The sequence below is a fragment of the Cupriavidus sp. DF5525 genome (genome assembly GCF_040149425.2).
Taxonomy (GTDB): domain Bacteria; phylum Pseudomonadota; class Gammaproteobacteria; order Burkholderiales; family Burkholderiaceae; genus Cupriavidus; species Cupriavidus pickettii_A.
The window spans coordinates 3,235,120-3,248,038 of sequence record NZ_CP168265.1; the positions used below are offsets into that span (position 1 = coordinate 3,235,120).

The window sequence follows — 12,919 nt, forward strand, 5'->3', positions numbered from 1 at the left end:
TGCCGGCTTCAGGCCATCGCGTAGCACAGCAGCGCGCCCAGCCCCATCAGGAACACAAACAGCACACCGGCAAGCGCCAGCGGCTTGCGTCCGGCACGTACCAGGTCGCCGATACGGGTGTGCAGGCCGATCGCCAGCATCGCGCAGGCCAGCAGCCAGTTGTCCAGCGCGATCAGCGGCGCCTTCCAGGCCGTGGGCACCGCGCCGGCCGAGTTGACTGCCATCACCACGACAAACCCGACCGCAAACCACGGCACCGACTTCATGATGCCGCGCAGGCGGTTACCGCCGGCCGACGCCTTTGCTCCTTGCGCGCCACCGCCCTGCGGCCACAGCGCCATCACCAGCAGCAGCGGGCCCAGCGCCAACACGCGCACCATCTTGGCCACCACGGCGGCATCGGCGGTCGGCTCGCTGATCATCTTGCCGGCGGCGATCACCTGCGCCACCTCATGCAGGGTTGCGCCGGTGAAGATGCCGAACATGCGCTCGCTGACGGCCCAGTGCCAGTGGCCGGTCGCCAGTTCGTACAGGTAGGGATAGAGCAGCATGCCGACGGTGCCGAACAGCACCACCGTTGCCACCGCCACGGCGGTCTGCTTGTCATCGGTGCGCACCACCGACGACACGGCGATGGCCGCGGCCGCGCCGCAGATGGCGCTGCCCGAGCTGACCAGGATCGCCTCGCGGCGGCTCAGCCCGAAAAACGTGGTGCCGACCCAGGTACCGAACAGCAGCGTGGCGACCAGCATGGTCAGCGGCACCACGATGCCCGGCAGGCCCAGCGCAACGATGGACGCAAAGGTCAGCCGCAGTCCGTACAGCGCCACGCCCAGGCGCAGCAGGTGGTGGCGCGCGACCTGCATGCCGGGCGCAAGCGGGGCCAGCCAGTGGCGCGGCAGCGTATTGGCCGCGACCATGCCGGCACACATGGCCAGCGTCAGCGCGCTCAGCCCGTAGCGCGACACCGCCGGATGCTCCGCCAGCGCGATCGCCAGCCAGGCGATGCCACCCAGCGGGACCAGCGTCAGCAGCCGCTGCGACCAGGGCGCGGGCAAGGCGGCCGGTGCGGCGGCCTGGGCAGTACGGGGAGCGGAGACGGAAGACATGGCAGGCTCGGGTTGTGTTCTTTAGTGGCTCCAGCGTACCGGCGCCCCCCTAACCCGTAAAACGGGTAATATCGTTATGCGTTATTGATTCTTTCGATATGGAACACCGCCCAGAACCCCGTCCGGACCATCGCCCCCTGCGACTGACGCTGCGCCAGCTCTCCGTATTCGTCGCCGTGGCCCAGCACGGCAGCACCATGGCGGCCGCGCAGGCCCTGGCGATGTCGCAGTCGGCTGTCAGCGCCTCGCTGGCCGAACTGGAGCGTGCCTTGGACAGCCCATTGTTCGACCGCGTCGCCCGCCGCCTGAGCATCAACGAGACCGGCCGCCAGTTCTTCCCGCGCGCGCTGTCGCTGCTGGATCAGGCGCAGGAGCTGGAGCGCTTCGCCACCCAGACCGGGGTGCAGCTGCGCATCGCGGCCAGCAACACGATCGGCAGCTATATCCTGCCGCCGCTGCTGGCGGGCTTCCGCCACTCGCGCAGTGGTCCGTGCACACTGGACCTGCGCATCGGCAATACGCGCGAGGTGCTGCAATCGCTGCTTCAGTTCGAAGCCGACATCGGCCTGGTGGAAGGCGCCAGCCATGAACGCGACCTGCGCAGCGTGCCCTGGTGCGATGACGAGATGGTGGTAGTGGTCGGGCCCTCGCATCCGCTCGCCGCCGCGGCGCACGACCTGGTGGCGTTGCGCGATGCCGAATGGATCGTGCGCGAGCCCGGGTCGGGCACGCGCGAGGTCATCGAGGAAAGGCTGGTGCCGCTGCTGGGCGAGCTGCGCTTCGCGCTGGAGCTGGGCAACGCCGAGGCGATCAAGCGCGCCGTGATGAGCGGCTTCGGGGTCAGCTGCCTGTCGCTGCATGTGGTGCAGGACGAACTGGCGCGCGGCACGCTGGTGGCGATCCGCGGCGGCCTGCCACGCATCGTGCGGCCGCTGCAGCTGGTGGTGCACCAGGACAAGTTCCCGACCCAGGGCCTGCTGGCCTTTACCGAGTACCTGCGCACCATGGCGCCGCGCATCGGCGCCTCCTAAGCCGCCGGACTGCCGGACTACCGGGCTCAGGCCGGCTGCGGGTCGCTGCTGCGCTTGCGCCGCGCCGTGTACAGGTCGAGCAGGTGGAACAGCACCGGATTGAGCATGATCGACAGCAGCGCGCCGGCCAGGATCAGCGCCTGGCCGCGCTCCGGCAGGATCTTCAGGTAGACGCCGAGGCTGGCGAGAATGAACGAGAACTCGCCGATCTGCGCCAGGCTCACGGCGATTGTCATGCCGGTCTGGCCCGAATGGCCGAACGCGCGCACGATCCCCATCGCCGCCAGCGACTTGCCCACCACGATAATGAACAGCGTCGACAGCACGCCCCATGGGTCGTTGACCAGCACCATCGGGTCGAACAGCATGCCGACCGAGACAAAGAAGAGCACGGCAAAGGCATCGCGCAGCGGCAGTGATTCCTCGGCCGCTCGATGACTGAACTCTGACTCCGCCAGCACCATGCCGGCAAAGAAGGCGCCCAGCGCGAACGACACGCCGAACAGCGCAAACGCGCCGTAGGCAACGCCCAGCGCGGTGGCGAGCACGCCCAGGCGGAACATCTCGCGGTTGCCGGTCCAGACGATGCGCTCCAGCATCCAGGGAATGAAGCGGCGCCCGATCACCAGCATCACCGCGACGAATGCGGCAACCTTGCCCAGCGTCGTGAAAATCGCAAGCACTACTTCGCCTGTGCCGGGCGCGCTCTCGCCCGTCCCTTCGCCAGCGCCGGCCAGGAGACCAGCCATGGCTGGCAGCAGCACCAGCGCCAGCACCATCGCCAGGTCTTCCACGATCAGCCAGCCGACCGCGATGCGGCCCTGCGGCGATTCCACCAGGTCACGTTCCTGCAAGGCCTTGAGCAGCACCACGGTACTGGCCACCGACAGCGCCAGCCCGTACACCAGCCCCTGTCCCCACGACCAGCCAAAGCCCCACGCCACCAGCATCCCAAGCAAAGTGGCGATGCCGATCTGCACTACCGCGCCCGGGATGGCAATACGCTTCACCGCCATCAGGTCCTTGATCGAGAAATGCAGTCCCACACCGAACATCAGCAGGATCACGCCAAGCTCCGCCAGCTCGGGCGCCAGCGCCTGGTCGGCGGTATAGCCGGGTGTATGCGGCCCCACCACGATGCCCGCACACAGGTAGCCGATCAGCGGCGGCAGGCGCAGCCGGCTGGCAATGGCGCCAAGGATGAAGGCCAGGACGATACCGCCGACGATGGTGCTGATAAGCGGGGTGGCGTGATGCATGCGTGCGGGGTTCCTCGTGTCAGGGGCTGAACGGCGATGGCTGGATCCCACCCGCTTTTTCTCCGCGGCCACCATGACACAGCGTCCGGCGCGCACCAGCGGTCGGCGCAGGACGATCGGCAGCATCGGAACGGACAAGCGGGGAAAGAACGGGAAGTGCCGCAGCGGCCCCGGACACACCTGGCGGCGCGTCACGGAATCGGGAATGGCGTTTGACATGCTGCTCCGCTGCCCATCGCGCGGAGCACCCCGAAAAGCGTACGACAGGAGTAATGTAACATGGCCGCCACCCGCTCAATGCGCGGAAATGGCAGGCGTTTTGTCGTGCGGGGTATATGGCGCGCGGAACCGGCGTCGAAAGACAAAAACGGCGCCGCGAGGCGCCGTTCTGCATGGTACTGGAGGCGGAGGTCGGAATCGAACCGGCGTACACGGCTTTGCAGGCCGCTGCATAACCACTCTGCCACCCCGCCGGGTGACGTGCTGCTGGATTGTAGCCGCATTCAGCCGATGCTGCCGGAGCGCACCGTACGGCGATTCAACCCAAACAAAAAGGGAAGCGTTGCTTCCCTTTGGGGATTGGAGCGGGAGACGAGTCTCGAACTCGCGACCTCAACCTTGGCAAGGTTGCGCTCTACCAACTGAGCTACTCCCGCATACAACTTTTTACTGCCGGCCCGACTGCGTGCGAACACGGAATCAAACCTTCGATAACCTGGAGCGGGAGACGAGTCTCGAACTCGCGACCTCAACCTTGGCAAGGTTGCGCTCTACCAACTGAGCTACTCCCGCAGGGCACCTACCACCACAAAAACTTCTGAGGCTATTTATATCGCATAATGCCGCTATCGAGCTACATCTTGCGTTATTTACCCCTCATTTCGCTGCTTTCGTTTGCGTCGTCAGCAACGAGAATGAGATTATGCAAAGAACGACTCTCGTCGTCAACATCTTTTTCGAATTTCTTTTCACTTCGGTGCGCCGGCCCCTGCCACGGCACTGCTGCGCTCCCGGATCTGCGGCCACGCGAGTTTCATGTAATAGATCATCGACCACAGCGTTAGCACGGCCGCCACATAAATCATCCAGGTGCCGAGCACATAGGCGTCGAATCCGAACACGCGGCCACTGAATAGCAAGAGCGGGATCGCGAGCATCTGCACCGTGGTCTTCAGCTTGCCAAGGAAATTCACCGCCACGCTCTTGGACGCGCCGATCTGCGCCATCCATTCGCGCAGCGCCGAGATGGTGATCTCGCGGCCGATGATCACCAGCGCGATCAGGTCCGTGACCCGGTCCAGCGCCAGCAGCGACAGCAGCGCCGCCGTCACCATCAGCTTGTCGGCGACCGGATCCAGGAAGGCGCCGAACGATGAAGTCTGGTTCCAGCGCCGCGCCAGAAACCCATCCAGCCAATCGGTCACCGCGGCGATGATGAAGAACGACGCCGCCGTCAGGTTCTTGGTGTGCATCGGCAGCCATGCGTCGGGCAGGTAGAAGACCCCTACCACTAGTGGAATCATGGCAACGCGAAGCCAGGTCAGCAGGATCGGGATATTGAAAGGCATGGAACTCGGCGGCGGGGGAACGGTGACCAATCCCGCGATTGTCGCCGATTTCAGGACCAATCGACCATTATTGGCCATATTCCCGCCCGGCCGCCGGGCCCGCTCAGTGCAGTTGCCTGTAGATCTCTTCGGCCAGGCCGCGTGAAATGCCCTCTACGCTGGCCAGTTCGTCAATGCTGGCCGCCATCACGCCGCGCAGGCCGCCAAAGCGGGTCAGCAGCTTCTGGCGTCGGCGCGCGCCGATGCCTTCGATCTCTTCCAGCCGCGAGGTGGTGCGCGTCTTGGCGCGGCGCGCTCGCATGCCGGTGATGGCGAAGCGGTGCGCCTCGTCGCGGATCTGCGCCACCAGCATCAGCGCCGCACTGCCCTGCCCCAGTTCCAGCGAAGGACTTCCATCGGCGAACACCAGCGTCTCGAGACCCACCTTGCGGCCCTCGCCCTTGGCCACGCCGACCAGCAGGCCGATATCCAGGCCGAGTTCCTCGAACACCTGCCGCGCCACCTCGACCTGACCCTTGCCGCCGTCGATCAGCACGATCTGCGGCAGCAGCGCCGCGGCGTCTCCGCCGGCTTCCAGCCCGCCGTCCTCCTGGATCTGTTCGACCAGTTTCTGGTAGCGCCGGGTCAGCACCTGGCGCATGGCCGCGTAGTCATCGCCCGGGATGATGTCCTGGATGTTGTAGCGGCGGTACTCGCTGTTCTGCATGTCGTGGCGGTGGTAGACCACGCACGACGCCTGGGTGGCCTCGCCAGCAGTATGGCTGATGTCGAAGCACTCCACGCGCAGCAGCGCCAGGTCTTCCAGGTCCAGGCCGATGGTTTCCGCCAGCGCGCGCGTGCGCGCTTCCTGGCTGCCCTGCTCGGCCAGCCGGCGCGCCAGCGCCAGCGCCGCGCCCTGCTGCGCCATCTCCAGCCAGACCTTGCGCTGGCCCTGCGGCTGCCGAACCAGCGCGACCTTGCGGCCGGCGTGCAGCGTCAGCGCCTCCAGCACCGCGCTGTCGTCGGGCACGTGGCTGACGACGATGATCGGCGGCGCGGGCTGTTCCAGGTAGTGCTGCACCATGAAGGCCGACAGCACGCGCGTGGCGATGCGGTCGACGGTCAGCGGCTGCACGGCTTCGGCGGCGCTGGCTTGTTCGTCGCCAATCGCTTCGCGCTCGTCCGCATCCTCGACGATCATCGCCGCCTCGTCGGCATGCGCCGGGAAGTAGGCCTTATCGCCCAGGTGGCGGCCGCCGCGCACCATGGCCAGGTTGACGCAGGCGCGTCCGCCTTCCACGGCCACGGCCAGCACGTCGATATCGCGCGCCTGCCCGCCCACCTCTTCCACGGCCTGGCGCTTGAGCACGGTCGACAGCGCCGCGATCTGGTCGCGCACTGCCGCCGCCTGCTCGAACTCCAGCCGCTCCGCGTGGTGTTCCATCTTGCCTTGCAGGCCTTCCAGCACTTCGTTCTGGCGGCCCTGCAGGAAGCGCGCCGCGTTGGCCACGTCGCGCGCGTAGTCCTCTTCGCTGATGGCATTGACGCACGGCCCGGTGCAGCGGTGGATCTGGTGCAGCAGGCACGGCCGCGTGCGGTTGTTGAAGACGGTGTCTTCGCAGGTGCGCAGCTGGAACACCTTCTGCAGGATCTGCATGCTCTCGCGCACCGCGTAGGCGCTGGGGAACGGCCCGAAGTACTGGTGCTTGCGGTCAGTCGCGCCGCGGTAGTACGCCATGCGCGGGAAGCGGTGTCCGGTCAGCTTCAGGAACGGGTACGACTTGTCGTCGCGGAACAGGATGTTGTAGCGCGGCGCCAGCGCCTTGATCAGGTTGTTCTCGAGCAGCAGCGCCTCGGCCTCAGTGCGCACCACCGTGGTCTCGATGCGGGCGATGCGCGCCACCATCATCGCGATCCGTGGCGACAGCTGGGTCTTGTTGAAATAGCTCGATACCCGCTTCTTCAGGTCGCGCGCCTTGCCGACGTACAGCACATTGCCGGCCGCATCGAAATAGCGGTACACGCCCGGCAGGCCGGGCAGCCGGGAAATGACCGGGCGGGCGTCGAATTGCTCCGGCCGGGCTTCAGTAGTCGCCTCGGCAGTCACTTCGGCACTCAACTCGGCAGGCTTGGCGGCCGGTGCCTTGGCCGGCGTTTCGTCGGCACTTTTCGGGGAATCGGGTTGCTGGTCGGACATTGGGGGACGGTGACCGCTACACGGCCTGCGCGCACCAAAAGCGGCATGGCCTCTAAAATCGCAAGTTTAGAGCAATTCAGCGGGTGCCCCGCCCGCGCCCCCCTCACCTGCCATGCCTATCCGCTCCTGGGACATTTTCTGCACCGTGATCGACAATTTCGGCGACATCGGCGTCTGCTGGCGGCTGGCGCGCCAGCTGGCGCAGGAGCACGGGCATGCGGTGCGGCTTTGGGTCGATGACCTGGCGAGCTTTGCGCGGCTGGCGCCGGAACTCGATACCGGCGCCATCGTGCAGCGCCTAGCCGGCGTTGAGATTCGACCGTGGCGGCCAGGCGGCGACAGCGACGCGGATGACACCGCCGGGGTCGAGCCACACGATGCCGTCATCGAAGCCTTCGCCTGTGATGTGCCGCACGCCTTTCTGGCCCGCATGGCCGCGCGTGATCCCAAACCCGCCTGGATTAACCTGGAATACCTGAGCGCAGAGCCATGGGTACGCGAGCATCATGCGATGCCCTCGCCCCATCCGCGGCTGCCGCTGGTGAAGCATTTCTTCTTCCCCGGCTTCGAACCCGGCACCGGCGGCCTGCTGCGGGAATCGATGCTGGGCGCGCAGCGCGCCGCCTTCCTCGGCGGCACGGCCGCACAGGCGGCCCTGTGGCACCGGCTGAGCGTGACGCCCCGGCCTGACGCGCTACGCGTGAGCCTGTTTGCCTACCGCAACCCGGCGCTACCCGCACTGCTAGAGCAATGGCGCGATGCCGCCGAGGCGGTCCATTGCCTGGTGCCCGCCGGCTTGGCCGCGGACCAGGTCGCCGAATGGCTGGGCGCCCCGCTGCGGATGGGCGAACCGGTAGTGCGCGGCAGCCTGTGCGTGCAACGGATTCCCTTCGTACGCCAGGAGCACTACGACGAACTGCTGTGGACCTGCGACCTGAACTTCGTGCGCGGCGAGGATTCCTTCGTGCGCGCGCAATGGGCGGCGCGGCCGCTGGTCTGGCATATCTACCCGCAGGACGATACCGCGCACCGGATCAAGCTCGACGCCTGGCTGGACCTGTTCCGCCAGAGCGGCGTGGCGCCCGAAGCGGCCAGCGCGCTGACCGACTTCTGGCATGCCTGGAACGGCTTTGGCGTCCCCGTCGACTGGCCACGTCTGCGTGCGCATCTGCCGGCACTTGCCGCGATGGCCCCACGCTGGGAGCGGCGCTTGCAGCATCCCGGCGACCTTGCCGCCAATCTGGTGGCATTTTGCGAAAATCAGGTAAAATAACCGGTTGATCCAAATGGCGACCGGGCCGGAGAACCAGGACCTCTCCCAAGCGTCAAAACGACCTTGGGCGAAGACCTGAATGCAAGCTGAGCACGGGGTCGCGAGCGCGTGAATGCCTCTCGCTGGGGCTCACAGGCTCACCGCAGGTGATGCCGGCAGCGCGCCTTCGCCATTCCAAATTCCTACTTTCTATTTCAGGAAATCAGTTCAGATGAAAATCGCACAGGAACTCCGCGTCGGTAACGTGTTCATGATCGGCGGCGATCCGATGGTCGTGCAGAAGGCCGAGTACAACAAGTCGGGCCGCAACGCAGCCGTGGTCAAGATGAAGTACAAGAACCTGCTGACCGACGCACCCGGCGAGTCGGTGTTCAAGGCCGACGACAAGTTCGAGGTCGTGGTGCTGGAGCGCCGCGAATGCACCTACTCGTACTTCGCTGACCCGATGTACGTGTTCATGGACACCGACTACAACCAGTACGAAGTCGAGCAGGACAGCATGGGCGACTCGCTGAACTACCTCGAAGACGGCATGACCGTGGAAGTGGTGTTCTACAACGACAAGGCCATCTCGGTCGAAATGCCGACCACGCTGGTCCGTGAAATCGTCTACACCGAGCCGGCCGTCAAGGGCGACACCTCGTCGGGCAAGGTGCTCAAGGGCGCCAAGATCAACACCGGTTTCGAACTGCAGGTGCCGCTGTTCTGCAACATCGGCGACAAGATCGAAATCGACACCCGCACCGGCGAATACCGCAGCCGCGCCAACTAAGGCGTTTGCACGGCGTTTGCCTGCCCCGCTTTCGCGGCGGGGCCGGGATGAAGAAAGGCAGCCTCGGCTGCTAGCCGTTAACAAAATCTGTTGAAAAGCAAAACGGGTCCCGTCTTTCAGATGGGGCCCGTTTTTTTGCCTGTAAACAAGGGGTTCTGCGCTGGAGAAAGCCACCCCTTCCTCTCCTGAGGTGCAAGGTCGAAGCGTGACGTTTGCTGCACGCGCGTTTTGCGGCTTGCGCAGTTGCCTTCGTATGAGGTCTGAGCGTCGCAGAACGACCCGAAGCAGACGAACGTCGAGTCGCTAAGTCGACGGCGGTTTCCGAGGACACAGCAGCCGTTCGTCGACCAACGGTTTCTTCGGTCCAGCCACGCCCGTCGCGCTGCCCCGGAACAAACGGAGACTATACAACGGCGACCCTGCCATCGTTCGGATCGGCTCGCGAGCAATCCCAATTTTCTTACCCGTTTGAGCCCACGGATCTCGGCATCTCCCGTTCAACTGCGGGTAAGAGCAAATAGTAGTCATCGAGCGCTGCGCAGTTCCCTAACAGCGAGTGGGACCCCAGTACAGTCCAGATCCTCCCGTGCTTCGCAACGAAGTCATACCCTGCGAATCCTCTTGCATTACGATCGTAATGATATATTATGATCGTAATTTCATGAGGCTGCGACCCTCTTCGCGGTCGTGAAATGCCGGGTCACACCTTTCTTGTGAGGAATTTATGAACGACACGATCGCCAGCTCTAGCCAAACGTCTGAGCCAGAAGTGCAGAGGTTCGCTTCACTCGGGCTCGCCGCGGCCGCCGACGCGATCCGCGGCGGTGAGATGACATCAGAGGCGTACGCCACGGCTTTGCTGCGGCAGGCTCGGTCGCACGCTGACCTTAACGCTTTCATCACCATCGACGGAGACGCCGTGCTTGAGGCTGCGAAGAACGCAGACAAGGCGCGGTCGGCCGGGGCGGAGGGTCCCCTACTGGGTGTACCGATCGGGGTGAAGGACAGCTACCTGACGAGGGGGCTGCCCACGAGCATCGGCCTCGATCGTCTGGCGCACTTCATTCCGACGGAAGACGCCGATGCGGTCCGGGCGATCAAGGATGCAGGTGCCCTCGTCTTCGGCAAGAACAATCTGGTGGAGATGTCCTATGGGCTGACCGGGCACAACGAGCGCTATGGCCAGGTGAAGAACCCGCGCGCCCACGATCGCGTCACGGGAGGGTCATCAAGCGGTTCTGCCGCATCCGTGGCCGCCGGGATAGTGCCCGCCTCCTTGGGTGGCGATACAGTCGGATCGATCCGTGTGCCCGCGTCGCTCTGTGGTGTCGTCGGGTTCAAGCCGACCACAGGACGCTGGCCGCGTAACGGCGTCGCACCGATCTCCCACACTCTCGATACGACGGGTGTATTCGCGCGTAGTGTTGAGGATTGCATACTGCTGGACCACGTCGTCACCGGGGAGCAGGCTGCGGAGCCCGTCGAGTGGGATTTCAACCTTAAGGGAGCCCGACTGGCCTTCGCGCCGCGGCAGTTTCTGGGCTTGGTGGACTCGGAAGTCGAGGATCGTTTCCGTGAGGTAGTTCGGCGGTTGCAGGACGCCGGCGCCGAGGTCTTTGAGATCGACCTCGGGGAAGATTTCAACGCCCTCATCCAGACAACTACGTGGGGCATTTTCGCCCATGAGACCCAGGGCGCGGTCTCGGAATTCCTCCGTCTACACAATATTCCGACCACGTTCGAGGCGATCCACGAAGGCCTCAAGCCCCAGCTTCGCCAAGCGTGGGAGCACATCGTACTGCCGGCCGGTGCAGGTGCTACCTCAGTGGAGGCCTATCAGACTGCGCTCAACGTAAGCCGTCCGGAAATCCAGCGCCGCCTGAACCAGGCATTCGTCACGCGAGGGGCGCTTGCCATTCTGCAGCCGACGACGCCCTGCATGGCGCCTTCGATCGAGGAGCAGGAAGAGTTCCACATCGCGGGCCAGGAAGTCAGCTACCTCGCTTTGGCGAACCACACTTTGTCAGCGAGCAGCGTGGGTCTGCCGGGTATCAGTCTCCCTGCGGGCATGTCTCGCGCGGGCCTTCCGATCGGTCTTGAGCTGGACGCCCCGCTGGCGAGCGACCGGGCGCTTCTGAAGCTTGCCCGCCGGATCGAGGCAGTCTTAGGCACCCAGCCGCCGACGCTCTGACGTTCTAGCCCCTTTCCGTGGGAAACGGGCCAACCCCGAACAGCAACTGAAATGAGGATCAACAGATGGCCAATGCACTGTACTCCACGCGCACCATTTCGATTGAGCACGTCACAATCAAATCGATAAAGCCATTTGAGGAAGTTCGAGCCAAGCTCGTGGCCTTGGCGCCTCGCATCGATGATGGGATCTTCACGCTCCTGCGATACGGCGAAAGCACGCGCGCGCTTCGAGAGTTGGAGGCATGTCCGCCACTTACCATTTTCGGCCAGCGTGACCACGGGGCGCTGCTGGCTATTGCAGGGCTGACGCGCCGAGCCATCCAGTACGATATCGGCAATCCGCTCACCGCGTCGAAGATGACCCGCCATCAACTGTCGGCGGGACTCTATGCACCCATCCGTGTGCTGCTGCGCGAGGATGGCGATGGTGGTGTCGGGTTTGAATATGATCGACCAGCCTCCGTTTTCGGCCAGTTCGGCAGCGAGGAGGTTAATACCGTGGCTCATCAGCTTGATCGCGACCTCCAAGCCTTGTTGGAGGCGGCTGCAAACTGACGGCCGCGGGACACGAGTGGAGAGAAGATGCGTTTCGAAAAAGGTCACAAAGCCACGACTCGGCAGCATATCCTCGAGGTCGCCTCGAAATGCTTCCGCCGAGAGGGAGTCTCGGCTGCGGGCATCAGCGGGATCATGGGAGCGGCCGGCCTGACCAATGGCGCATTCTATCCCCACTTCGGGTCCAAGGAGGAGCTTGTTCGCGAGGCGGTCGGGGGCGCGCTCGCAGAGCGGCAACTGGACCTCGAACAGAAACTCCAGACGGGCGCTGACCTTGAGGGAGTGATTCGAAGCTACCTCAGTCAAGCGCATCGCGAGGACCTGGCATGCGGATGTCCTTCGGCGGCTTTGCTTCCGGAAATCGCTAGGCACTCGGTGTCAATACGGCAAACCTATGAGGATGGGTTGCAAAGCTTCGTTGCGACGTTGGCCGCATTGCTCCCAGATGCGGATTCCACAGCAGCGGGTCGTCGGGCAACAGCCATCTTCGCTCTCATGGTGGGAACCCTCCAGTTCGCGCGCGCCGTGCCAGACGTTGCACGCGCGGAGCAAATCCTGGAAGGCGGCGTCGAGGCAGCGCTCCTCCTTGCCCGAGAGTCGCCCGTATGAAGATTTCGTCGCGAGCGCCCCAGCCTCCTCAGGCTGAGCCAGCTCAATGCCCGAGATCCAAGGTGACCTGCAGATGGACCACCGACTGCCACCGGCGTGAAGCAGCCGTTCGAGCATCCGCCCTGTGACCCAATTGAACGGCAGAAACTGGCCGAACCCTGCCGTCGGACCATCGATCTTCCCCGCAAATCAACGTGACGCAGAAAGAAAGCCCACCCCCTGGGGGCTGGCAACGGCTGCTCCATATTTCACAAAATCCCAACACCGTTGTGTAACGGGCAGGGCCCGAACCCCCCGGATGCGGCACCGTACCCTAGTGGGCTGATGGCGGCTGGGTCGTGGGGGGCTACTGTTGGGGATGACATCGTCGGCAA

The 12,919-nt window shown here is 64.6% G+C and carries 10 protein-coding genes and 3 tRNA genes; 6 read left to right on the plus strand and 7 right to left on the minus strand.

The window, feature by feature from the left end; genetic code table 11:
- Positions 1–8: 8 nt before the first annotated feature.
- A complete protein-coding gene (locus ABNX08_RS15060) occupies positions 9–1,109 on the minus strand; it encodes a YeiH family protein (RefSeq protein WP_022535904.1) in 1,101 nt (366 codons plus the stop codon).
- Positions 1,110–1,207: 98 nt separating this feature from the next.
- On the opposite strand from ABNX08_RS15060, the gene ABNX08_RS15065 reads away from it, so the two are divergent.
- Positions 1,208–2,140 carry a LysR family transcriptional regulator gene (locus tag ABNX08_RS15065; RefSeq protein ID WP_349604200.1) on the plus strand — a complete coding sequence of 311 codons (933 nt, stop codon included), beginning with the start codon at positions 1,208–1,210 and terminating at the stop codon, positions 2,138–2,140.
- Between the two features lie 26 nt (positions 2,141–2,166).
- Here ABNX08_RS15065 and ABNX08_RS15070 read toward each other — a convergent pair whose 3' ends face one another.
- The 6 genes from ABNX08_RS15070 to uvrC form a co-directional block, all read right to left on the minus strand.
- On the minus strand, positions 2,167–3,399 hold the full coding sequence (locus ABNX08_RS15070; RefSeq protein WP_022535906.1) for a cation:proton antiporter: 1,233 nt from the start codon (positions 3,397–3,399) through the stop codon (positions 2,167–2,169).
- A gap of 399 nt (positions 3,400–3,798) precedes the next feature.
- Positions 3,799–3,872, minus strand: a tRNA-Cys gene (locus ABNX08_RS15075).
- 107 nt (positions 3,873–3,979) lie between these two features.
- A tRNA-Gly gene (locus ABNX08_RS15080) sits at positions 3,980–4,055 on the minus strand.
- Positions 4,056–4,115: 60 nt separating this feature from the next.
- Positions 4,116–4,191, minus strand: a tRNA-Gly gene (locus ABNX08_RS15085).
- A 176-nt stretch (positions 4,192–4,367) separates the two neighbouring features.
- Positions 4,368–4,967 (minus strand): CDP-diacylglycerol--glycerol-3-phosphate 3-phosphatidyltransferase, encoded by a 600-nt coding sequence (gene pgsA / locus ABNX08_RS15090; RefSeq protein WP_349604198.1) that lies wholly within the window; start codon positions 4,965–4,967, stop codon positions 4,368–4,370.
- Between the two features lie 103 nt (positions 4,968–5,070).
- Positions 5,071–7,143 (minus strand): excinuclease ABC subunit UvrC, encoded by a 2,073-nt coding sequence (uvrC, locus tag ABNX08_RS15095; RefSeq protein ID WP_349604196.1) that lies wholly within the window; start codon positions 7,141–7,143, stop codon positions 5,071–5,073.
- A 112-nt stretch (positions 7,144–7,255) separates the two neighbouring features.
- On the opposite strand from uvrC, the gene earP reads away from it, so the two are divergent.
- From earP to ABNX08_RS15120, 5 genes are all read left to right on the plus strand, one after another.
- The gene (earP, locus tag ABNX08_RS15100; RefSeq protein ID WP_022535909.1) at positions 7,256–8,416 is read left to right on the plus strand and encodes an elongation factor P maturation arginine rhamnosyltransferase EarP; all 1,161 of its coding nucleotides are present in this window, start codon (positions 7,256–7,258) and stop codon (positions 8,414–8,416) included.
- 211 nt (positions 8,417–8,627) lie between these two features.
- Complete coding sequence (efp, locus tag ABNX08_RS15105; RefSeq protein ID WP_022535910.1) at positions 8,628–9,188, plus strand: elongation factor P; 561 nt, start codon at positions 8,628–8,630, stop codon at positions 9,186–9,188.
- A gap of 724 nt (positions 9,189–9,912) precedes the next feature.
- Complete coding sequence (locus ABNX08_RS15110) at positions 9,913–11,379, plus strand: amidase family protein (RefSeq protein WP_349604194.1); 1,467 nt, start codon at positions 9,913–9,915, stop codon at positions 11,377–11,379.
- Positions 11,380–11,444: 65 nt separating this feature from the next.
- Positions 11,445–11,936, plus strand: coding sequence for a DUF302 domain-containing protein (locus ABNX08_RS15115; RefSeq protein WP_022535912.1), 492 nt, complete (start codon positions 11,445–11,447; stop codon positions 11,934–11,936).
- Between the two features lie 27 nt (positions 11,937–11,963).
- Entirely contained in the window at positions 11,964–12,545 is a 582-nt protein-coding gene (locus tag ABNX08_RS15120; protein WP_022535913.1) for a TetR/AcrR family transcriptional regulator, read from the plus strand.
- The last annotated feature ends 374 nt before the right edge of the window (positions 12,546–12,919 follow it).

Coding starts and splice junctions, on each gene's coding strand:
- ABNX08_RS15060 (WP_022535904.1), bottom strand. CDS start 1,109: ATGTCTTCCGTCTCCGCTCCCCGTACTGCCCAGGCCGCCGCACCGGCC.
- ABNX08_RS15065 (WP_349604200.1), top strand. CDS start 1,208: ATGGAACACCGCCCAGAACCCCGTCCGGACCATCGCCCCCTGCGACTG.
- ABNX08_RS15070 (WP_022535906.1), bottom strand. CDS start 3,399: ATGCATCACGCCACCCCGCTTATCAGCACCATCGTCGGCGGTATCGTC.
- pgsA (WP_349604198.1), bottom strand. CDS start 4,967: ATGCCTTTCAATATCCCGATCCTGCTGACCTGGCTTCGCGTTGCCATG.
- uvrC (WP_349604196.1), bottom strand. CDS start 7,143: ATGTCCGACCAGCAACCCGATTCCCCGAAAAGTGCCGACGAAACGCCG.
- earP (WP_022535909.1), top strand. CDS start 7,256: ATGCCTATCCGCTCCTGGGACATTTTCTGCACCGTGATCGACAATTTC.
- efp (WP_022535910.1), top strand. CDS start 8,628: ATGAAAATCGCACAGGAACTCCGCGTCGGTAACGTGTTCATGATCGGC.
- ABNX08_RS15110 (WP_349604194.1), top strand. CDS start 9,913: ATGAACGACACGATCGCCAGCTCTAGCCAAACGTCTGAGCCAGAAGTG.
- ABNX08_RS15115 (WP_022535912.1), top strand. CDS start 11,445: ATGGCCAATGCACTGTACTCCACGCGCACCATTTCGATTGAGCACGTC.
- ABNX08_RS15120 (WP_022535913.1), top strand. CDS start 11,964: ATGCGTTTCGAAAAAGGTCACAAAGCCACGACTCGGCAGCATATCCTC.